Raw genomic sequence first — 20,901 nt, 5'->3', positions numbered from 1 at the left:
AGGTCAGCCTTTCCAGCGGAGGTTTGACGAAGCCGGCGGCACCCCAGGCCGGGACGAGTCCCGGCTGGTGGGGACGCCGACGGTTCCCGAGGTGGCGGTCTCGGCGCCGGCCGTGGCCGTGAGCGCCGTACGCGGGCGTCGGGCCGCCATCAGCGTCCCGACGCGGGCGATGCGGCGGTCGCCGACGTACGTCTCGCCGGTGGCGAAGGCGGTGTCGGCGATCACCCGTTCCAGGTGGACTACGTGACGCAGCACGTCGCCGGGGTAGGCGACGCCGTCGAAGGAGAAGTTCCGTGCGCCGACGAACATCAGCACGTGCTCGTCGCCGACCGGGCTGTCCGACCCGGCGAGCCAGAGCAGGGCGGCGGTCTGCCCGAGCGACTCCACCAGCAGCGACGCCGGGTACGCGTAGTCGCCGGGCGGCGCGTCGTCGGTCAGGGCCCGGTAGCAGGGCTCGGTGGCGGTGACCGTCTTGACCGCCTCGATCCGATCGCCGGGCGCGAGTCCCCGCACCCGGTCGACCAGCAGCAGCGGGTAACGCTGCGGCAGGATGGCCCGGACCTGGTGGTGCCCCAGCCCTCCCCCGGTGACGGTGGGCGAGCCCGACGGGTCGGACGCGGTGCCGGTCGCGTCGACGAGGTCGGCGCCGTCGAAGCGGGCCCGCATCGTCACGGTCACGGTGCCGTCGTCGCGGCGACCCGAGGCGACCACCGCCCAGCGGTCGGGCCCGTCGGCGGTGGCCACGATGTCCAGGGTCAACCGGTCCGGTGGCAGCAGCGGCGCCAGGAAGCGCACGGCCTCCACCGCGCACAGACGCAGCCGGGGTCGGCCGGTGCCCCGCAACGCGATGTCGACCGCCTGCGCGAGGGCCTCGATGACGAACACGCCCGGGAAGACCGGGAAGCCGGGGAAGTGGCCGCACAGGTTCGGGTCGTCCGGGCGGACCGGCACCGCGGCGATCACCTCGACGCGCTCGCCCACGGCGGTGACCTGGAGGTCGTCGACGGCGGCCAGCGGTGCGGCGCCGGGCGGGCAGCGGCGGGTGGTGACGGTGGGGGCGCTCACAACGTAATCCCCCCGTCGACCTGGAACACCTGGCCGGTGATGTACCCGGCGCGCGGCGAGCAGAGAAATTCGACCAGGTCGGCGACGTCCTCGGCGCGGCCGAAGCGGCGCAGGGCGATCTGTCCGAGGGCCTGCTCGCGCAGCTTGCCGGAGAGCGCGTCGGTCATGTCGGTCTCGATGAAGCCCGGGGCGACCACGTTGACCCGGATGTCGTACCGGGCCACCTCCTTGGCCAGCGAGCGGCTCAGCCCGATGATGCCGGCCTTGCTGGCGGCGTACGCGGTCTGGCCGGTGTTGCCGTACACGCCGGCCACCGAGGACATGTTGACCACCACGCCGGCCCGACGCTTCATGAAGCGGAAGGTCATCGCGCGGCAGAAGTTCCAGGTGCCGGTGAGGTTGGTCGAGATCACCGCCGACCAGTCCGCCTCGGTGGAGAGCACCAGGGGGCTGTCCCGGGTGATGCCGGCGTTGTTGACCAGACAGTCGATCGGGCCCACCGCCTCCTCGGCGGCGCCGACGAACGCCTCCACCGCGGCCAGGTCGGTCACGTCGCAGGGCGCGAAGTACACCGGCACGCCGAACGCCGCGACCTCGGCCCGGGTCTTGGCCGCCGCCTCACTGGCGCTGCTGTAGCAACCGGCCACCGCGTAGCCCTGTTCGGCGAGCCGTAGCGCCGTCGCACGCCCGATTCCCCGCGAGACGCCGGTCACCAGAGCTCGAAGCTGAGTGGTCAAGCCAACCTCCCCTGTCGGACGACTGCCGACCGAACGCGATACAACACTCCACTGACGCGTATGTTGTATCTGTTCCGCGCCAACATACTGACCCACCGGCGACGGGGTCAGCAAGTGGTGTCGTATGTTTTTTTTGCCACCTCGACGGGCACCAGACCGAGCTCGTCGAGCACCTGCGCGGTGTGCTGCCCGGGGGCCGGCGCACCATGCCGCACCCGCGTCGGGGTGCGGGAGAACTTCGCCGCCGGACCGACGATCGGGGCGGTGCTGCCGTCGCTGAGCACGGTGGGTTGCAGCATCGCCCGCTGCGCCAGGTACGGATCGGCGGCCACCTCGGCCACGGTGCGTACCCGGGAGACGGTCAGACCCCGCCCGACCAGCTCGGCGACCACGGCGTCCGCCGTCCGTCCCCGGCACCAGCCGGCCACCGCCGCGTCCACCTCGACCCGGTTGGCCAGCCGGTCGGCCGCGCGCCCGAGCCCGGGGGCACGGGCCAGCTCCGGGCGGCCCATCGCCTCGGCCAACTCCCGCCAGTGCCGGTCCAGCGCGACGGCGAGGTAGACCTGCCCGTCGGCGCAGTCGTAGACGTTGGCCGGCACCACGAAGTCGGTCTGGTTGCCCCACCTGTCGGGCGGACGTCCGGCCGCCGCGAGGGTGTGCAGGCCGGCGCTGCCGGCGAGCATGGCGTCGAACATCGCCACGTCCACGTGCTGTCCCTCACCGGTACGCGCCCGGTGCCAGAGAGCGGCCAGCGCGCCGATCGCCCCGTGCAGCCCGGCCAGCTCGTCGGCGAGGAACGTCGGCGCCCGGACCGGACCGGCCCCCGGCGGGCCGTTGAGCGACATCCAACCGCTGGCCGCCTGCACGATCGGGTCGTAGGCCGCCTCGGTACGCCGGTCGCCGTACTGGCCCCAGCCGGAGATCGAGACGAAGACCAGGTCGGGGCGGACGGCCCGGCACTGCGCCCAGCCCACCCCCCACCCGTCGAGCGTGCCGGGGCGGTAGTTCTCCACCACCACGTCGGCCGTGCTGACCAGCCGCAGGAAGGTCTCCCGCCCGGCCGGCTCCCGCAGGTCCAGCCCGGCGCTGCGTTTGTTGCGGTTGACCGTCTGTCGGAACCAGGACAGGCCGGTGCCCGGGATCCGGGGCGGCACCTCGCCGTCGCGTCCGTGCGGCAACTCCACCCGGATCACGTCGGCGCCCATGTCCGCGAGGATCGCGCTGGTCAGCGGACCGGACCAGACCTTCGTCACGTCCAGCACCCGGATGCCGTCCAGCGGGCCGGCCAGGTCATCGCGGGCCTCGCGGTAGAAGTCCCCGGCGTCGCGGTAGGACCCGTGCACCGCGATCACATCCTCTGCAGGATCGAGGCGGTGCCCAGCGCCCCGCCGCAGCACATCGTGACCAGAGCCAGTTCCCGGTCGGTGCGTTCCAGCTCGTGCAGGGCGCTGACCAGCAGTCGGGTGCCGGAGGCGCCCAGCGGGTGGCCCAGCGCGATGGCGCCACCGTTGACGTTGACCCGCTCCGGATCCGCGTCGTGGGACGCCATCCAGGCGAGCACGACGGCCGCGAACGCCTCGTTGACCTCGGCGACATCGATGTCGGACAGCCGCATCCCGGCCCGGTCGAGGATCTTGCGGGTGGCCACCACCGGCCCCTCCAGCAGCAGCGCCGGATCGGAGCCGGTCACCACCTGGTGCAACAGCCTAGCCCGGGGCCGCAGCCCGAGCGCGGCGGCCCGCTCGGCCGACATCCACAGGATCGCCGCCGCGCCGTCGGAGATCTGCGAGGTGGTGCCCGCGGTGTGTACGCCGCCCTCGACGGTGGGTTTCAACCCGGCCAACCCGTCCGGGGTGCTCTCGCGCAGCCCCTGGTCCCGGGTCACCTCGACGGTGCCGCCCCCGGGCGTGGGGGCACGCACCGCGACCACCTCGGTGTCGAAGCGTCCCTGCGCCCAGGCCGCCGCCGCGCGCCGCTGCGACCGCAGCCCGTACGCGTCGGCGCCGGCCCGGTCGACGCCGTACTTCGCGGCGATCCGCTCCGCGCCGCCGAACTGTGCCTTCGGCGGGTCGTCCCACGGGTAGTCGTCGGTCTTGTAGTGGCCGGGGCCCTGGTAGAGGTTGGTGCCCACCGGCACCCGGGACATCGACTCCACTCCGCAGGCGATCCCCACGTCGATCGCCCCGGCGCTGATCAGCGCGGCGATCAGATGGTTGGCCTGCTGCGCCGAGCCGCAGGAGACGTCCACGGTGGTACAGGCGACCTCCGGGTCCAGCCCGGTGCTCAGCCAGGCGTTGCGGGTGACGTTGAGACTCTGCTCGCCGACCTGGGTGACACAGCCACCGATGATCTGGTCCACCGCCGAGGCCGGCAGACCGGCCCGGTCCAGCACCTCCCGCTGCACGGTACGCAGCAGCTCGACCGCCTTGAGCCCGCGCAGCCACCCGTCCCGCCGGCCGATCGGGGTACGCGCCGCCGCGACGATCACCGCCTCCGCCACGACGCTCACTCCCCGCGCAACGACAGGGCGAGCTTCGGGCAGCCGCGTACCGCCGTCTCCACCTGCGGCAACTGCTCCGCCGACGGCTGCTCGGCCAGCACGTACATCAGGTCGTCGTCCCGGATCTCGAACACCTCCGGGGCGCTGTCGGCGCAGACCCCGTAGCTGTCACAGCGGTCGTAGTCCACGACTATCCACATCGTCTTCTCCCACGCTTCGGGTTTGCCGGGGCACGCCCACGATAGATGACGCATGTAGGATTCGCCGACCAGAAACAACAGACACTTGCGCGAGAGAAGAAACGTCGCATAGCGTCGGGCGGTCCGCTGCGGCGGGTAGCTTCCCCGATGGCACGTCCTGGAGGCCGAGCATGCTGACCGGATGCGTACCCTGGCCCGACGAGTTCGCCCAGCGCTACCGCCGGGACGGCATCTGGCGTGGCGAAGTGCTGGGTGACCTGCTGCGACCCTGGTCCGCCCGGGACCCGGACCGGATCGCGGTGGTCACCCGGCACGGCCGGCACACGTACCGCGAACTGGACACCCGGGCCGACCGGCTGGCCGCCGGGCTGGTCGCGCTCGGCGTCGGGCCCGGTGACCGGGTGGTCTTGCAACTGCCGAACACCCCCGACTTCGTGGTGACGTGTGTGGCGCTTTTTCGCCTCGGCGCGCTGCCGGTGTTGGCGCTGCCCGCGCACCGCCGGGCCGAGTTGGTCTACCTCGCCGAGTACGCCGACGCGGTGGCGCTCGTGGTGCCCGACGTGGTGGCCGGCACCGACCACCGGGACCTGGCCCGGGCGGTCCGTCAGGCGGTGCCGTCGGTCCGGCACGTCCTGGTGGCCGGTGAGGCGCAGGAGTTGACCGCGCTGCGCGACGTCGACGCCGAGCCGGTGGACCTGCCCGCACCCGACCCGTCGGACGTGGCGTTCTTCCTCCTCTCCGGCGGCACCACCGGGCTGCCCAAGCTGATCCCGCGCACCCACGACGACTACGCGTTCCAACTGCGCGCCACCGCCGAGGCGATGTGCTTCGACGAGCACGGCGCGTACCTGGCCGCGCTGCCGGTGGCGCACAACGCCGCGCTCGGCTGCCCCGGGGTGCTGGGGGCGCTGCGGGCCGGCGGACGGGCCGTGCTCGCCGCCAGCCCGGCCCCGGACGAGGTGTTCCCGCTGGTCGCAGCCGAGCAGGTCACGCTGACCACGCTGATGCCGGCGCTGCTGCCGGTGTGGACGGAGACGGCCGGGATCTTCGGCGCCGACCTGTCGAAGCTGGTCATCGAGGTGGGTGGCGCCACGCTCAGCCCGGAGGTGGCCCGCCGGGTGCGCCCGGCCACCGGCGCCACGCTGACGCACTGGTTCGGGATGGCCGAGGGGGTGCTCTGCTTCACCCGGCCGGACGAGGGCGACGAGGCCGCCGCCACCAGCCAGGGCACCCCGCTGAGCCCCGCCGACGAGCTGCGCGTGGTGGACGAGGCCGACCGCGACGTGCCCGACGGCGAGGTCGGCGAACTGCTCGCCCGAGGTCCGTGCACGCTGCGCGGCTACTACGCGGTGCCCGAGCACAACCGCACGGTCTTCACCGCCGACGGGTTCCTGCGCACCGGTGACCTGGTCCGCCGCGACGCCGCCGGGCGGCTGGTGGTGACCGGTCGGATCAAGGACGTGGTGAACCGGGGTGGCGAGAAGATCTCCGTCGACGAGGTCGAGGCCCACCTGATCGCGCATCCGGCGGTCCGCACCGCCGCCGTGGTGCCGGTGCCGGATGCCCGCCTCGGCGAGAAGACCTGCGCGGTGATCGTCGCCCGGGACACCCCGCCCGGCCTCGGGGACCTGCACGACTTCCTCCGTGAGCGCGGACTGGCCGACTTCAAGCTGCCCGACCGGCTGCACATCGCGCCCGCGCTGCCGTACACGCCGGTCGGGAAGATCGACCGGCGGGCGCTGGCCCGCGAGGTGGCGGCGGCGTGACCCGCCCACCGTCGGTCACCGGCACCGCCGACCGGGTGCTCTGGCTCGACGGGCTCCCCGCCGACCAGCTCGCTCCCCGACCGCCGCTGGACGGCGACACCACCGCTGACGTGGCGATCGCCGGCGCCGGCTACACCGGCCTGTGGACCGCCTACTACCTCAGCGTGCACCGTCCCGAGCTGTCCATCGTGGTGGTCGACTCCGGCCGGGCCGGGTTCGGGGCCTCCGGGCGCAACGGGGGCTGGTGCACCGCCGAGATGCCGGCGCTGCTGCCCGGCCTGATCCGCCGGCACGGGCCGATGGCCGCGATGCGGCTGTACCGGGCCGGTCAACGCACCCTCGACGAGCTACGCCGGGTGTTCGCCGCGGAGGACATCGACGCGCACTGGCGGCACGGCGGCTCGCTCTACGTCGCCCGCAGCGCGCCGCAGGTCGACCGGCTGCGCGGCTGGCAGGAGGTACGGGACAAGCTCGGCATCACCGGCCTCACGCTCACCGTCGGGCCGTCGGCCGCCGAGCAGATCGGACTGACCGGGGTACGCGCCACCGCGTACACGCCGCACTGCGCCGCCGTGCAGCCGGCCCGCATCGCACGCGGGCTGCTCGCCGCCGTCGAACGTCGCGGGGTCCGCGTCGCCGAACGGACCCGGGCCCTGCGGATCGCCCCGGGCCTGCTGGTCACCGACTCCGGCACGGTGCGCGCCCGGTCGGTGCTCTGCGCCACCGAGGGCTACACCGGTCGGCTGCCCGGACACGCCCGCCGGGTGCTGCCGCTGCACTCGTACGTGCTGGCCACCGAACCGTTGGACGACGCGACCTGGCAGCGGCTGGGCCTGACCGACCACCGGACCGTCGCCGACGGCCGCTACCAGTTCGGCTACCTGCAACGCACCCTCGACGACCGGCTGGTGCTCGGTGGTCGGGGCGCCTACTACCGGTTCGGGTCGGCCACCGACCGTGGCCGGGCCGCCGACCGCCGGGCCCACGACCGGCTCCGCCGCACCCTGGGCGAGCTGCTGCCCGACCTCGCCGACGTGCCGGTGTCACACCGCTGGAACGGCGTGTACGGGCTGCACCGGCACACCGAGCCCGAGGTGGTCTACGACCGGGACACCGGGCTCGGGCACGCGGGCGGCTACGGCGGCGAGGGCATCGCGCTGAGCAACCTGGCCGCCCGATCGCTGGCCGCGCTGGTGGCCGGGGTCAGCCGCCCGGAGACCCGGCTGTGCTGGGTGGACAACGCGTCCCGCCGGTGGGAGCCGGAACCGCTGCGGTTCGTCGGCGTCCGGGGTGTGAGCGCGGTCGCCACCGGAGCCGACCACTACGAGCACCGTACCGACCGGACGGCGCCCCTGGCCCGGCTCGCGCTACGCGCCATCGTGTGAGCCCCGGCCAGTTGTGCCCCCGACCAGCGACGAGGAGCCTGGCATGGACGACCTGCAGAGAATGCGCAAGGTCTGGGAGTTCATCTTCCAGCAGTCGGTCACCGACGACGCCGACTTCTTCACCGACCTCGACGGCGACTCGATGGCCGCCGCCGCCCTCGTGCACCACGTCGCCGAGGAATTCGGTGTCTCGCTGCCCCTGTTCGAGGTGTTCGACCGCCCGACGCCCGCGGAACTGCTCGTGGCCGTACGGGAACAGCTCACGGTCGGCTGAGCGCCGGCCACCCCAGCGAGGAGCACGATGGACCAGCTCACGGCAACCGGGTTCGGACTCAGCGACCTCCAGCAGGCGTACCTGATCGGCGAGTTGGGCGACTTCCAGCTCGGCGGCCCCGCGCTGTTCTACGAGGAGTACGCCGCACCACCCTTCGACACCGACGCGTTCGCCGCGGCCGTGCACACCCTGGTCGCCCGGCATCCCATGCTGCGCTGCGCGGTCGGCGAGGACGGCCAGGTGCGGATCCTGGACGACCCGCCCTCGCCGCTGGCCGTCCGCTCGCTGCGCGGTGAACCCGCCCACCGCCGCGCCGAACTGCTGGCCGCCGGCCGCCGGGAACTCTCCGGCGACGGACCGCCGCTGACCGGACCGGCGGCCTTCCGGATCCTCGTCTGGTGCGACGACGGGGAGTACCTGGTCCAGATGGCCGGACGGCTGATCGTCTTCGACGGCCAGTCCGGCGAGGTCTTCGCCCAGGAGCTGCGCACCCTGCTCGCCGGTGGGGACCTCGCGCCGCTGGACTTCACCTACGAGCGGTACCGCCGGGAGCTGGACCAGCGCCGGGACGGCCCGGAGTACGCGGCGGCCCGCCGGTACTGGTCCGACCGGCTCGACGACCTGCCCGGCGCGCCGGAGCTGCCACTGCGCCGGGGCGGGCGGCACGACGGCCCGCTGGTACGGCGCGTCTTCACGTTGCCGGTCGCGGCGACCGACGCGTTCAGCGCCGCGCTGCGCCGACGCCGGCTCACCCCGACGATGGCCGTCGCCGCCGCGTTCGCCCGGGTGCTGCGGCACTGGGGCCGCCAGGACCGGTTCACCGTCAACATCATGTACGGCGAGCGGCTCAACCTGCACCCGGACGTGTCCCAGCTGATCGGCAGCTTCGCCAGCACCCTGCTGCTGGAGTGCTCGCCGGCCGGTGGGGAGAGCGACTTCGCCGCCGACGCCGCCGCGCTGCGCGGCCGGATGCTGCGCGACATGGCGCACGGCGCGTTCAGCGGGGTGTCGGTCATCCGGGAGTTGAACCGGCGTTCCGGGACGGTCTCGGGTGCCCGGATGCCGGTGGTGTTCACCAGCATGCTCGGGCTCGGCTCCGACACCGACCCGGTCTTCCTGGAACTGCTCGGCTGGCAGCGCCGCGAGTCGCTGGTCCGGACCCCGCAGGTCGCCTTCGACCACCAGGTGTTCATGCGCTCCGGCGAGATGGTGTTCAGCTGGGACACCGCCGACGGGCTCTACCCGCCCGGCATGATCGACGACATGTTCGCCGCGTACCGGGCCCTGCTGGCCGACCTGGCCGGCGACGACGCGGCCTGGTCGGCGGCGCGGGGCGACCGGCTGACCCCCGAGCGACAGCTCGCGGTCCGGACGCAGGCCAACGACACCGCCGGCGAGGTGGCCACGCAGACCCTGCACGGCGGTTTCCTGGCCCGGGCCCGTCGCACCCCGGACGCCGACGCGGTGGTCACCTCCGCCGGCACCGTGACCTATGGACAGCTACGGGCGCGGGCCGGTGCGGTGGCCGCCGCGCTGCGGGCCGCCGGACGCGGCCCGGGTGACCTGGTCGCGGTCGTCGCCGACCGGGGCGTGGACCAGATCGCCGCGCTGCTCGGGGTGCTGATGAGCGGCGCGGCCTACGTGCCGGTGGCGCCGGCCTGGCCGCTGCCGCGCCGCGCGCAGATCCTCGCCGGAGCGGGTGTCCGTGCGGTGCTCGGCGAGACCGACGACGATCTCGACGGGGCGCCGTCCGACGCGGTCCGCTGGCGGTTGGCGGACCTGCCACCGGGCGACCTGCCCGACGCCGAGGTCGCCGACGAGGCGGAGGCGCTGGCGTACGTGATCTTCACGTCCGGCACCACCGGTACGCCGAAGGGCGTGACGATCCGCCACCAGAGCGCGGCCAACACCATCGTGGACGTGAACACCCGCTTCGGTGTCGGGGCCGACGACCGGGTGCTGGCCGTCTCGGAGTTCACCTTCGACCTGTCCGTGTACGACGTCTTCGGCCTGCTGGCCGTCGGCGGCGCCGTGGTCGTCCCCGATCCGGGTCAGGCCCGCGAGGTGGTGCACCTGCACGAGCTGGCCGTCCGGGCGGGCGTGACGGTGTGGAACTCGGTGCCGGCCTACCTGGCGATGTTCGTCGACTACGTCCGGGCGGCGGCGGACCGGGAGCGCCCGGCGGCGCTGCGGGTGGCGATGGTCAGCGGCGACTGGGTGCCGTTGTCGCTCGGCCGCGAGCTGGCCGAGATCGCCCCGAGGGCGCGGTGCGTGGCGCTCGGCGGGGCCACCGAGGCGTCGATCTGGTCGAACTGGTTCGACGTCCCCGCCCGGGTGCCCCCGGAGTGGACCAGCGTGCCGTACGGCTGGCCGCTGCGGAACCAGCGCTTCCACGTCCTCGACTCGCGGCTCGCCCACCGGCCCGACTGGGTGCCCGGGGACCTGTACATCGCCGGGCGGGGGCTGGCCGACGGGTACCTGCACGCGCCGGAACTCACCGCCGCCGCGTTCGTCACCCACCCGGTCACCGGTGAGCGGCTCTACCGCACCGGCGACCTGGGCCGGTACCGCCCGGACGGGGTGATCGAGTTCCTCGGCCGCGACGACCCGCAGGTGAAGATAAACGGCTTCCGGGTGGAGCTGGGCGAGATCGAGGCGGCGCTGGTCGGGCAGCCGGGGGTGACCGACGCGGTGGTGGTCGCCCGCCGGGGCGAGCAGGGTGCGTCACTGGTCGCCTTCGTGGCCGCCGAGGCGGCGAAGCCGGACTTCGCCGACGAGGTGCGGGCGGCGCTCGGCGCGACGCTGCCCGGGTACCTGGTGCCGCCGGTGATCGAGGTGCGGGAGACGTTGCCGCTGACCGGCAACGGCAAGGTGGACCGGGCCGCCCTGGTCGCGGCCGCGGCCGCTCTGGCCCCGAGCGGCGGGCGGTTCCGCGCCCCGCACACGGCCACCCAGCGGCGGCTGGCCACGCTCTGGTCGGACCTGCTCGACCTGCCCTCGGTCGGCGTAGACGACCCGTTCTTCGCCCTCGGTGGCAGCTCGTTGCAGGCGGCGCAGCTGATGAACCGGGTCGAGCGGGAGTTCGGCAGCCGGCTCCCGCTGGCCGCCCTCTACCAGCACCGTACGGTCGCCGAACTGGCCCGCCTGTTGGACGAGCGGGACGGGGCCGCCGGCACGTCGGTGGTGCAGTCGCTGGCGCCCGGCGACGGTGCCCCGGTCGTGCTGATCCACCCGGTCGGCGGCGACCTGCTCTGCTACCGCGAACTGGTCGCGCGGCTGCCGGACGGCTGGCCGGTGCTGGGGATCGCGTCGCCCGCGCTGGACGGCACGGCCCCCGTGCCGCCGACCCTGACCGAGCTGGCCCGCCACTACCGCGACGAGGTGACCGCCGCACTGCCGGCGGACGCCCCGGTACGCCTGGTCGGCTGGTCCCTCGGCGCGGTGCTGGCCTACGAGCTGGGTCGGCAGTTGACCGAGGCGGGGCGCACCTGCACGGCGGTGCTGATCGACCCCTGGGTCGGCCCGCCCGGGACGACCGCCGAGCCGAGCGCGGTCGAACTGGTCCGGGCGTTCCTGACCGACGTGACCCGGGGCGAGGTGTCCGACGACACGCCGGTGGGCGCGGACGCCTCCGGGGTGGAGGCGTTGCGGGCGGCCTGGCCGCGGGTGGCCGCCGCCCGGCCCGAGCTGGCGTCGCTGGGCCTGGACTCGGCCGAGCGGTTGTTCGAGGTCTTCGCCGCGCACACCCGGGCGCTGGTGCGCTATCCGGTCCCGGCGGCGCCCGGCCTCACCGTGCACCTGTTGGAGGCCCGGACCACGCTGGGCGGGGCGGCCGGCGGCTATCTGGTGCCGCTGGGCGAGCGGCTGCCCGACGGTGCCGTGACCACCCGCCGGCAGGTGTCCGGCGACCACTTCGCGGTGACCGATCCGGCGGCGGTGGCACCGACCGCCGCCGTGGTGACCGACGTCCTCATCGCACCCTGACCGACCACGGGCCCGGGGTACGCGTACCCCGGGCCCGTGGTCGGCGGGTGGCTCAGCCCCGGTGCAGCCGGTCGATCAGGTCGGCGCGGATGCCCGGGCGGGTGCCGAAGACGAGCAGGAACAGCGCCTCGCGCATCAGCCGCTCGGCCGGGCGATGCCGCAGCACAGCCGCGCTGCCCGTGGTGGTGGCCAGCAGTCCGGCGGCGCGCAGGGCGAGGGCGGCGGCCGCGCCCCGGGCCGAGGGCAGTTCGTCCGGGCCGGCGGCGTCGAGGGTGGCCCGGCACTCGTCGATCGCCGCGTCCAGCGGGCTCGGCCCGATCAGCCGGGCGCAGCGGGTCGCCACACCCAGCGGCAACGACCCGTTGAACCGCAGGGTCGCCGGGTCGCGTTGCAGGTAGACCTCGTGCGGGACGGTGCCGGTGACCCGCTGCTCGGGCACGAAGTGGCCGGTGAAGGTGACCTGCACGGTGCGGCTCGCCGCCACCGCGACCATGTCGACCGGCGTGACGCTGAGGGTGTCGCTCTCGGTGGCGTCCAGCAACGACCAGACCAGCGTGTCCGAGGCGTCCCGGGCCGCGGTGAACAGCGTGTCGACCAGGCCCCAACCGGTCACCCAGGAGGTGGCGCCGTGCAGCAGCCAGCCGCCGTCGACCGCCTCGGCGCGGACCGCCGGGGGGCCGGGCCGGGTGGCGGAGAGGATGGCCAGCCCGGCACGCCGCTCGCCCCGGCACAGCGGCTCCAGCCACTGGTCGGTGATGCCCGGCCGCTGGCTGTGCGTCGCCGCCATCACCGCGCTGTGGTGTTGTGCCCAGACGAACGCCGTGGTGAGGCATCCGCTGGCGATGATCTCCAACGCGCGGGCCGCGGTGGCGGTCTCCTCTGCGGCCATCTCGCTGAACTGCGGCGGGCCGGCCAGGCCGTAGAAGCCTTCGGCGGCGAGCAGGTCGAGGTGGGTGCCCGGGACAGTGTCGGCGGCGTCGACCTCCTCCGCCACCGGGAACAGCACCTCCTCGGCGATGCGCTCCGCGCGATCCAGCACCTTGGCAGAGTTGCTCATCAGTCGGTCCACCGTCCGTTCCGTCGTCAGTCGGTGTGGGTTCTGCGCACAGCCTAACGAAGACGTCACCGACAGCCTAGAAGCTACATGAAGACAGTGTTGTGTTTGCGGCGACCGACCGACACTATGCTGAGAAACGCCAACCCACGGGGGAGATCGCAGGTGACCGAAGATCCAGCAACTCGGGCCGAACGGGTCGCCATGTTCTACGACCTGATGGGCACGTTCCTCGACGCCGTCTACGGCGACAACCTGCACTACGGGTACTGGTCCGACGAGCACGACCCGGCCACCCTCGCGCAGGCACAGACACGACTCAACGACGAACTCGCCGGTCGGCTCGCGGTCGGGCCCGGCGACCACGTCCTGGACGTCGGCTGCGGCACGGGCGGACCGACCCGCCACGTCGCCCGGGTGACCGGCGCCGAGGTCAGCGGCGTCTCGCTCAGCGGCCGGCAGGTCGAGCGCGCCGGAGAGCTCGCGGTGAAGGAAGGTCTGGCCGACCGGGTCCGCTTCGCCCGGGCCGACGCCACCGCCCTGCCGTACCCGGACCGGTGCTTCGACGCGGCGCTGGCGCTGGAGGTGCTGGTACACGTGCCGGACAAGGCCGCCGCGCTGGACCAGGTGCACCGGGTACTGCGCCCCGGCGGGCGGCTCGTCCTCGCCGAGCTCACCCTGGTCCGGCCGATGGACGACGCGCAGGCGCGGATCTGGTCGACGATGCCGATGTCGACGCCGCCGGCCGCGCCGGCCTACGTCGAGCTGGTCCGCACGGCCGGTTTCGAGGTGGTCGACGTCGTCGACGCCGGGCCCCACGTACGCCGCTCCCACCAGGCCACCCGGGAGGCGGTGGCGCGCGAACGCGAGCGCCTCGCCGGCACGTACGGGCCCCGGGTGCTGCGCCAGGTCAGCGAAGCGGTCCTGGACCTCCAGGCGGTCGCCGAGTCCTGCCTGGGTTACCTACTGCTCACCGCGCACAAGCCAGGGTGACACCGGCATGCCCTGGCCCGGCGTCCGGTGCCGACCCCACTACCCGAGGAGGAACCCGTGTACCGACCACGCGCCGTGCACCGTGCTCTGGCCCGGCTCACCGGGGCGCCCCGCGGGCGCACCTGGCCCGGTGGCTTCACCGACCGGCTCACCCACCCGGTGCCCGGCCCGGCGGCGGTGCTGCGGCTGATGCGCGAGCGCGGCACCCGCCCGGTCGGCGCGACCGGTGGCCGGGTGCCGGTGGTGGACGAGGCGGCGCCCCGGGTCGGTGCCGGGCAGGCCGCGGTGACCTGGATCGGTCACGCCACCTGCCTGGTCCAGCTCGGCGGCCGGGTGGTCCTGACCGATCCGGTCTTCGCCGACAAGATCCCGGGTACGCCGCGCCGGTACACCCCACCCGGCGTGCGCTGGGAGTCGCTGCCGCCGATCGACGTGGTGGTGATCAGCCACAACCACTTCGACCACCTCGACGAGCCCACCGTGCGCCGGCTGCCCCGGGACACGCCGGTGCTGGTGCCGGCCGGGCTGGCCTGGTGGTTCCAGACGCGCGGTTTCCGCCGGGTGGTCGAGCTGGACTGGTGGGAGTCGACCACGGTCGGCGGCGTACGGTTCGACTTCACCCCGGCGCACCACTGGAGCCGTCGGGGTCTCTTCGACACCTGCCAGAGCCTGTGGGGCGGGTGGTTGATGACCTCGGAGGACACCCCGGCCCACCGGGTCTTCTTCGCCGGTGACTCGGCGTACGGGCCGGCCTTCGCCGAGATCGGCGCGCGTTTCCCCGGCATCGACGTGGCGTTGCTGCCGGTCGGCGCGTTCCGTCCGCGCTGGTTCATGAAGCCGCTGCACATGGACCCGGCCGAGGCGGTCCGTGCCTGCGGCGACCTGGGCGCGGAACGGATGGTCACCATCCACTGGGGCACGTTCGCGCTCTCCGCCGAGCCGGTGCTGGCCCCGGTCGAGCTGGCGCGCAAGGCGTGGGCCGAGTCGGGCCGCCCGGCGGACGCCCTCTGGGACCTCGCGGTCGGGCAGAGCCGCCTCTTCGGCAGCAGCGACCCGAACTGAGCAGGCGGCCCGGCCGGTGGTGGCCGGCCGGGCCGCCTGCCCGCTGTGGTTCCCGGCCGTCGGCCGGTCCGCTGCGCGGTGCGACGGGTCAGCGGTTGGCGCCGGCTGCCCGACGCGCGGCGCGGCCGGCGAAGAAGGACCGGGGCGCCAGCGCGGCCGGGTGCGGCAGCAGCAACGGCAGCCGGTCACCGGTCTCCTGCCGCCAGATGAACAGGTGCGCGCCCTTGTCGCCCATCGCGCCCTTGGCGAACTTCGGCTGGTTCACCGTCACGTACGCCAGGTCGGTGTACTCGGTGTCCCGCCGCAGCACCAGGTCCCGCAGGATCTTGCCGCCGGTGTGGCTGGGCGCGATCCCGTTGCCGGTGTAGCCGTGCCCGTACACCAGGCCGTCGTCGGTGCGGCCGAACTGCGGGATGAAGGTGCGGCTCCAGCCGATCGGGCCGCCGAAGGCGTGGCTGAACCGCACGTCCCGCCAGGCCGGGAAGAAGCGGGCGAAGGACTCCCGCAGCTCGGCGTGGGCGGCGTCGTTGCGCAGGTGCGACCGGTCGGTGTCCCGCTGGTCGTAGTAGTACCACCGGCCGCCGGACCAGACCACCCGGTTGTCGGCGGTGAGCCGGGCCGCGTGGGCGAAGGACAGCGAGTTGCTGACCCCCTCCCGGCCGGGCCAGGCGACCCGGGACAACTGCGCGTCGGTCAGCGGTTCGGTCACCATCAGGTAGTTCCACACCGGCATGACCTTGGTGTGGGTCTGGGCGAAGCTGTGCTGCCAGGCGTTGGTCGCCAGGACGACCTCGTTGGCGGTGACCGTGCCGGTGGGGGTGGTCACCCGGTACCGTCCGCCGACCTTGCGGACCTCGGTGACCGGGGTCCGCTCGTGGATGTCGACGCTCTGTTCCCGGACGACCCGGGCCAGCCCCTGCACCAGCCGGTGCGGGTTGACCAGCGCGCCGGTGGTGCGCAACGCGCCGAGCACCTGCGGGGAGCCGATGCGCTGCTGCGCCTCGTCGCGGTCCAGCAGCTTGAACGACCCGCGCAGGCCGGTGCGTTCGCTGCGCTTGACCTGGAGTTCGAGCCGGGCCAGTTGTTTGCGGTCGGTGACCACCTGGAGAACACCGTTCATCGCGAAGTCGGCGTCGATGCCGTACTGGCGGCAGAACCGCCCGATGTCGATGATCGACCGGGCGCCGCTGCGGTAGACGCCGGCGGCCTTCTCCCGGCCGTAGTACCACAGCAGCCGCCGCAGCACCTTGCCCGCGGTCAGGCCGACGAAACCGCCGTTGGCGCTGGACGCGCCGCTGCCCACCGTCTCGGCCTCCAGCACCTTGATGTCGGCCGCGGGCTCGGCCTCGGCCAGGAAGTGCGCCGCCCACAGGCCGGTGTATCCGGCGCCGACGATGCAGATGTCGCAGCTCGCGTCACCATCGAGGGGCTCGCCGACCTCGACCGGCTCGGTGTCGTGCCAGTAGACGCTGTTCCGGGTCTCTTCCACGTCGTTCTCCAAGTCGTCGGGCGGGGAGTCCGCGCCGGTACGGGACACCGCTCGACGCGCTCCGGCCGGGAGCCGCCGGTGGTCCGCACCCACTATCCATAGTGTGTGTCGTGTTCGGCAAGACCCGACAGTCAATGCCGGTCGGTGGTCGCCCGCGCCGCCCGCTCGGCCCGGCGCTGCTGGCGCAGCCGGTCCATGAAGTAGTCGGCGTTGAGCCAGTAGAACTCCAGCCAGATGTTGTCCGGGTCGCGCAGCCAGATGCCGTAGCCGGCCTCCAGGAACAGCTCGCGGACGCCGGAGTGCTCGGCGCCGACGGCGTCCAGGTGCGCGGCCCACTCGTCCAGGTCGGCCAGTTCGGGCACGTGATAGCCCAGGTGGTGCAGGCCCACCCGGCGTTCGTCGAAGGGGGCCGGATCGGGCTCGACGGCCTGACCGAGCACGATCGAGGAGAGCGAGCCCCGGTGCACCAACGTGCGGAAGGTGAACCCGGACTCGGCCGGCGTCGCGTCGCGTACCGGCGTGAAGTCCATGACCCGGCAGTACCACTCGGTGCTGCGGTCCAGGTCGCGGACGGTCAGGTTGACGTGGTTCCTGCCATTGAGTTTAGGCACATGACGCATCATAGATGCTTCACTTGTATCTTGGGTGTGGCGTGTTGTCGCCGACAACCGGTAGCGTGTCGTCACCTGGCAGCGCGCTGCCCGTACCGGGCCGGAACGGATGTGAGGAACCGGGCATGCATCTGAACGTGTTCACCCAGTGCTCGCCGTCACCGCAGTTCAAGGGCATGTGGCGGGTCCCCGGCGACCGTACGGCCACCGGATACCGGTCACTGGAGTACTGGATCTCCCGCGCCCGCCAACTGGAGGCGGCCTGCGTCGACGCGTTGTTCTTCGCCGACATCCACGGCGTCTACGACGTCTACCGGGGCTCCTGGGCACCTGCGGTGCGGCACGCGGTGCAGATCCCCTCGATCGACCCGGCACTGCTGCTGTCGGCCGCCGCGGCGGCGACCCGGCACCTCGGCTTCGCCATCACCTACTCCACCACCTACCACTCCCCCTACGAGTGCGCCCGGCTGTTCTCCTCGCTGGACCACCTCACCGGTGGCCGGGTCGGCTGGAACATCGTCACCTCCTACCTGCGCTCGGCCACCGCCAACGGCCTCGGCGAGTACCTCGACCACGACGAGCGCTACGAGCGCGCCGACGAGTACGTCCAGGTCGCCCGGGCCCTGTGGGAGGACAGCTGGGACGCCGACGCGGTGGTCCGCGACGCCGAACGCGACATCTTCACCGACCCCGACCGGGTACGCCAGATCGACCACGAGGGCCGCTGGTTCACCGTTCGCGGCCCGCACCAGTGCGAGCCGTCACCGCAGCGCACCCCGGTGCTCTACCAGGCCGGTTCCTCGCCCCGGGGCATCGAGTTCGCCGCCCGGCACGCCGAGGTGGTCTTCCTGACGCTGGCCGACCCCGCCTCGGGCGCGGAGCCGGTGGCGGCCCTGCGCGCGGCGGCGGCCCGGCACGGCCGGGACCCGGGCATGGTCAAGGCGTTGCAGGGCGGCATGGTGATGATCGGGCGGGACCGGGCCGAGGCGAAGGCGAAGGCCGAGGCGTACAACACGCTGTGGAGCAGCGAGGGGCAGCTCGCCAAGTGGTGCGGCTGGATGGACATCGACCTCGCGGCCTTCCCCGACGAGACCCCAGTCGACCAGATCCGCAGCCAGGCCAGCCACTCCTTCCTCGGCTTCCTGCGCAAGCTCAGCCCGGACCGCACCTGGACGGTCGGGGACGTGAAGTATCTGGTGTCCCGCCCCCGCCGGCCCCGGGTGGACGCCCCGGTGACGTTGTTCGGCACGGCCGAGCAGGTCGCCGACCGGATGGAGCAGTGGCTGACCGTCGCCGACGTGGACGGCTTCAACCTGATCCCCTGCCCGCCCTCGGACGGCATCGACGACATCTGCGACCTGCTCGTGCCGGAGCTGCAACGGCGGGGCCTGTTCCGGACCGCCTACGACCCGGCGGAGACCACGCTGCGCGAGCGGTACTTCGGCGCCGGGGTGAGCACCTACCGCGACCCGGCCCGCGCCGTGACCGCGCGGGAGGGCTGAGCGATGCACCTGCGCGACACCCCGCAGGAGGCCGCGTTCCGCCGTGACCTGCGCGCCTGGCTGGCCGAGCACGTGCCCCGGCACCGCAGCGACGGCGCACCCGGTGACTGGACCAAGGCGTTGCACACGGCCGGCTACACCGGACTGACCTGGCCGGCCGCCTACGGCGGGCGCGGACTGCCCCCGACCTACCAGGGCATCTACGCCGAGGAGAGCGCCCTGGCCGAGGCGCCGGACCACAGCAACGTGATCGGCCTGGGCATGGTGGGGCCGACCATCGTCTCGCACGGCAGCCCCGAGCAGCAGAGACGCTTCCTGGAACCGATCCTCTCCGGCGCGTACGTCTTCTGCCAGGGCTTCTCCGAGCCGGACGCGGGCAGCGACCTGGCCGCCGTGCGTACCCGGGCGACCGCCACCGCCGACGGCTGGCGGGTCACCGGCGAGAAGGTCTGGTCGTCCTACGCCCACCAGGCCGACTGGTGCCTGCTGCTGGCCCGTAGCCAGCCCGACTCCACCGCGCACACCGGCCTGACCTGCCTGCTGGTCGACATGCGCAGCCCCGGGGTGCAGGTGCTGCCGCTGCGGCAGAGCACCGGTGAGGCCGACTTCAACCAGATCGTGCTCGACGACGTGCTGGTGCCCCGCGACTGCGTGCTGGGGCCGGTCGGCGAGGGCTGGCGGATCGCGATGACCACCCTCGCCCACGAACGCGGCACCTTCGGCATCACCCTCACCGCCCGGCTGACCGTCGAGTTCGACCGGCTGCTGCGCACCGTACGCGACCTCGGGCTGGCCGACGACCCGGCGGTCCGTGCCGAGGTGGCCGAGCTGCACGTGCAGTTGCAGGGACTGCGCTGGACCGGCCACCGGACGATGGCCACGCTGGCGCGGACCGGCAAGCCCGGCCCGGAGAGCTCGGTGCTCAAGCTGCATTGGTCGGTCACCAACCAGCGGCTGGCCGCGTTCGCGCTGCGCCTGCTCGGTCCGGCGGCCGTGCTCGACGGCCCGGACAGCCACGTCGCCGGCCACTGGCAGCGCCTGCGGCTGCGCAGCCGCGCCAACTCGATCGAGGGCGGCACCTCCGAGATCCTGCGCGGCATCATCGCCGAGCGCGTGCTCGGCCTGCCCCGCACCCGGTGACCCGGAGAGGATGACCATGGACTTCGCCCTCACCGACGACCAGCGCGACCTGGCCGAGGCCGCCGCCCGGCTGCTCGCCGACCGGTACCCGACCGACCGGGTCGCCGCGCTCGCCGAGGCGGGCGACGCCGACCCGGACGGGTGGCCGCACCTGCGCCGGCAGGGCTGGTGCGACCCGGAGCTTCCGGTGGTGGAGAAGGGCCTGCTGGCCCAGGAGGCCGGCTATGCGCTGGCCGCCACCGCCTGGTGGAGCACGGTCGGCCTGGCCCATCCGGCGCTTGCGGCGGCCGGGCGTGAGCTGCCCCCCGGCCCGCTCACCCTGGCCTGGCACAACGACCCGGACACCGGGGACGGCTGCCGCGCCGAACGGCACCACGACACCTGGCGGTTGACCGGCCGGCGCGGCCTGGTCACCGACGCACCGGCGGCCACCGCGCTGGTGGTCGCCGCCGACACCGGCACCGGCCTGGCCCTGTTCCTGGTGAGCCCCGCAGCCGACGGGCTCACCGTCGCGCCGCAGCCCGCCCTGGACCGGCTACGCGGCGCCGCCCTTCTGCGCCTCGCCGACACCCCGGCTGAGCTGCTGATCGGGCCGGAGCACGCCGAGCGGGTGCTGGCCGACGCGCGCCGGCACGGCGGCACGTTGCTGGCCTGCGAGGCCGTCGGGGTCGCCCGCCGGGCCCTCGACCTGGCCCGTCGGCACGCGCTGGACCGGGTGCAGTTCGGTCGGCCGATCGGGGCGTACCAGGCGGTGGCGCACCGGCTGGCCGACGGCTACGTGGCCCTGGAACTGGCCACCTCGCTCGCCCTGCGGGCCTGCTGGCTGGTCGGCGCCGGACCGGACGACGCGGCGCCGGACGAGATCACCCAGGCGTACGCCGAAGCCGTCGTCGCCGCCCGCCGGGCTGCCGTACGCGCCTGCGAGGACGCCCTCCAGGTGACCGGCGGGCTCGGCGCGACCTGGGAGTACCCGCTGCACTGGTGGTACCGCCGCGCGCTCTGGCTGGACAGCTTCGACACGCCCACCGACCACCACCTCGCCACCCTCGCCGGTCACCTGCTGCAACCGCGGGCGCAACCGGCACGGCCGGCCGCGTGACCCCACCGGCCGACGGCGCACCGACCGAGACTGACAAGGA

The 20,901-nt window shown here is 73.7% G+C and carries 17 protein-coding genes; 9 read left to right on the top strand and 8 right to left on the bottom strand.

Translation table 11 applies throughout. The features are described 5' to 3' along the window. Positions 1 to 3 precede the first annotated feature (3 nt). From ID554_RS32125 to ID554_RS27905, 5 genes are all read right to left on the bottom strand, one after another. Complete coding sequence (locus ID554_RS32125; RefSeq protein ID WP_223884302.1) at positions 4 to 1,065, bottom strand: 3-hydroxyacyl-ACP dehydratase FabZ family protein; 1,062 nt, start codon at positions 1,063 to 1,065, stop codon at positions 4 to 6. After that, the gene (gene fabG / locus ID554_RS27920) at positions 1,062 to 1,802 is read right to left on the bottom strand and encodes a 3-oxoacyl-[acyl-carrier-protein] reductase (protein WP_117227779.1); all 741 of its coding nucleotides are present in this window, start codon (positions 1,800 to 1,802) and stop codon (positions 1,062 to 1,064) included. The genes ID554_RS32125 and fabG overlap by 4 nt, the downstream gene beginning before the upstream one ends. A gap of 107 nt (positions 1,803 to 1,909) precedes the next feature. Next, positions 1,910 to 3,145 carry a CaiB/BaiF CoA transferase family protein gene (locus ID554_RS27915; protein WP_117227881.1) on the bottom strand — a complete coding sequence of 412 codons (1,236 nt, stop codon included), beginning with the start codon at positions 3,143 to 3,145 and terminating at the stop codon, positions 1,910 to 1,912. Positions 3,146 to 3,150: 5 nt separating this feature from the next. After that, complete coding sequence (locus ID554_RS27910; RefSeq protein ID WP_117227882.1) at positions 3,151 to 4,302, bottom strand: steroid 3-ketoacyl-CoA thiolase; 1,152 nt, start codon at positions 4,300 to 4,302, stop codon at positions 3,151 to 3,153. A 5-nt stretch (positions 4,303 to 4,307) separates the two neighbouring features. After that, positions 4,308 to 4,502: a ferredoxin gene (locus tag ID554_RS27905; RefSeq protein ID WP_117227780.1), complete on the bottom strand. Its 195-nt coding sequence runs from the start codon at positions 4,500 to 4,502 to the stop codon at positions 4,308 to 4,310. A 170-nt stretch (positions 4,503 to 4,672) separates the two neighbouring features. Between ID554_RS27905 and ID554_RS27900 the strand changes: the two genes are divergently transcribed. The 4 genes from ID554_RS27900 to ID554_RS27885 are packed head-to-tail and all read left to right on the top strand — an operon-like array spanning position 4,673 to position 11,911. Continuing rightward, positions 4,673 to 6,268 carry a (2,3-dihydroxybenzoyl)adenylate synthase gene (locus ID554_RS27900; RefSeq protein WP_117227781.1) on the top strand — a complete coding sequence of 532 codons (1,596 nt, stop codon included), beginning with the start codon at positions 4,673 to 4,675 and terminating at the stop codon, positions 6,266 to 6,268. Beyond that, a complete protein-coding gene (locus ID554_RS27895) occupies positions 6,265 to 7,653 on the top strand; it encodes an NAD(P)/FAD-dependent oxidoreductase (RefSeq protein WP_117227782.1) in 1,389 nt (462 codons plus the stop codon). The genes ID554_RS27900 and ID554_RS27895 overlap by 4 nt, the downstream gene beginning before the upstream one ends. Positions 7,654 to 7,696: 43 nt before the next feature. Continuing rightward, the gene (locus ID554_RS27890; protein WP_117227783.1) at positions 7,697 to 7,927 is read left to right on the top strand and encodes an acyl carrier protein; all 231 of its coding nucleotides are present in this window, start codon (positions 7,697 to 7,699) and stop codon (positions 7,925 to 7,927) included. 27 nt (positions 7,928 to 7,954) lie between these two features. After that, positions 7,955 to 11,911 (top strand): non-ribosomal peptide synthetase, encoded by a 3,957-nt coding sequence (locus ID554_RS27885; RefSeq protein WP_117227784.1) that lies wholly within the window; start codon positions 7,955 to 7,957, stop codon positions 11,909 to 11,911. A 52-nt stretch (positions 11,912 to 11,963) separates the two neighbouring features. On the opposite strand, the gene ID554_RS27880 is transcribed toward ID554_RS27885, so the two are convergent. Beyond that, positions 11,964 to 12,968, bottom strand: coding sequence for an acyl-CoA dehydrogenase family protein (locus ID554_RS27880; RefSeq protein WP_117227883.1), 1,005 nt, complete (start codon positions 12,966 to 12,968; stop codon positions 11,964 to 11,966). Positions 12,969 to 13,130: 162 nt separating this feature from the next. Between ID554_RS27880 and ID554_RS27875 the strand changes: the two genes are divergently transcribed. Together ID554_RS27875 and ID554_RS27870 are read left to right on the top strand one after the other, a co-directional pair. Beyond that, positions 13,131 to 13,958 (top strand): SAM-dependent methyltransferase, encoded by an 828-nt coding sequence (locus ID554_RS27875; protein WP_117227785.1) that lies wholly within the window; start codon positions 13,131 to 13,133, stop codon positions 13,956 to 13,958. Between the two features lie 57 nt (positions 13,959 to 14,015). Next, the gene (locus ID554_RS27870) at positions 14,016 to 15,020 is read left to right on the top strand and encodes an MBL fold metallo-hydrolase (protein WP_117227786.1); all 1,005 of its coding nucleotides are present in this window, start codon (positions 14,016 to 14,018) and stop codon (positions 15,018 to 15,020) included. 88 nt (positions 15,021 to 15,108) lie between these two features. Here the strand turns inward: ID554_RS27870 and ID554_RS27865 are convergent, their stop codons facing one another. Together ID554_RS27865 and ID554_RS27860 are read right to left on the bottom strand one after the other, a co-directional pair. Further along, complete coding sequence (locus ID554_RS27865) at positions 15,109 to 16,557, bottom strand: NAD(P)/FAD-dependent oxidoreductase (protein ID WP_117227884.1); 1,449 nt, start codon at positions 16,555 to 16,557, stop codon at positions 15,109 to 15,111. Positions 16,558 to 16,640: 83 nt separating this feature from the next. Beyond that, entirely contained in the window at positions 16,641 to 17,129 is a 489-nt protein-coding gene (locus ID554_RS27860) for a VOC family protein (RefSeq protein WP_223884301.1), read from the bottom strand. Between the two features lie 116 nt (positions 17,130 to 17,245). Between ID554_RS27860 and ID554_RS27855 the strand changes: the two genes are divergently transcribed. From ID554_RS27855 to ID554_RS27845, 3 genes are read left to right on the top strand one after another with little or no spacing between them, the layout of a single operon-like run. Continuing rightward, complete coding sequence (locus ID554_RS27855; protein WP_117227788.1) at positions 17,246 to 18,622, top strand: NtaA/DmoA family FMN-dependent monooxygenase; 1,377 nt, start codon at positions 17,246 to 17,248, stop codon at positions 18,620 to 18,622. A gap of 3 nt (positions 18,623 to 18,625) precedes the next feature. Then, positions 18,626 to 19,762, top strand: coding sequence for an acyl-CoA dehydrogenase family protein (locus ID554_RS27850; RefSeq protein ID WP_117227789.1), 1,137 nt, complete (start codon positions 18,626 to 18,628; stop codon positions 19,760 to 19,762). 16 nt (positions 19,763 to 19,778) lie between these two features. Further along, on the top strand, positions 19,779 to 20,861 hold the full coding sequence (locus tag ID554_RS27845) for an acyl-CoA dehydrogenase family protein (RefSeq protein WP_117227790.1): 1,083 nt from the start codon (positions 19,779 to 19,781) through the stop codon (positions 20,859 to 20,861). Positions 20,862 to 20,901 lie beyond the last annotated feature (40 nt).

Source organism: Micromonospora craniellae (assembly GCF_014764405.1).
Taxonomy (GTDB): Bacteria; Actinomycetota; Actinomycetes; order Mycobacteriales; family Micromonosporaceae; genus Micromonospora; species Micromonospora craniellae.
This window is presented reverse-complemented; position numbering and strand designations above follow the sequence as displayed.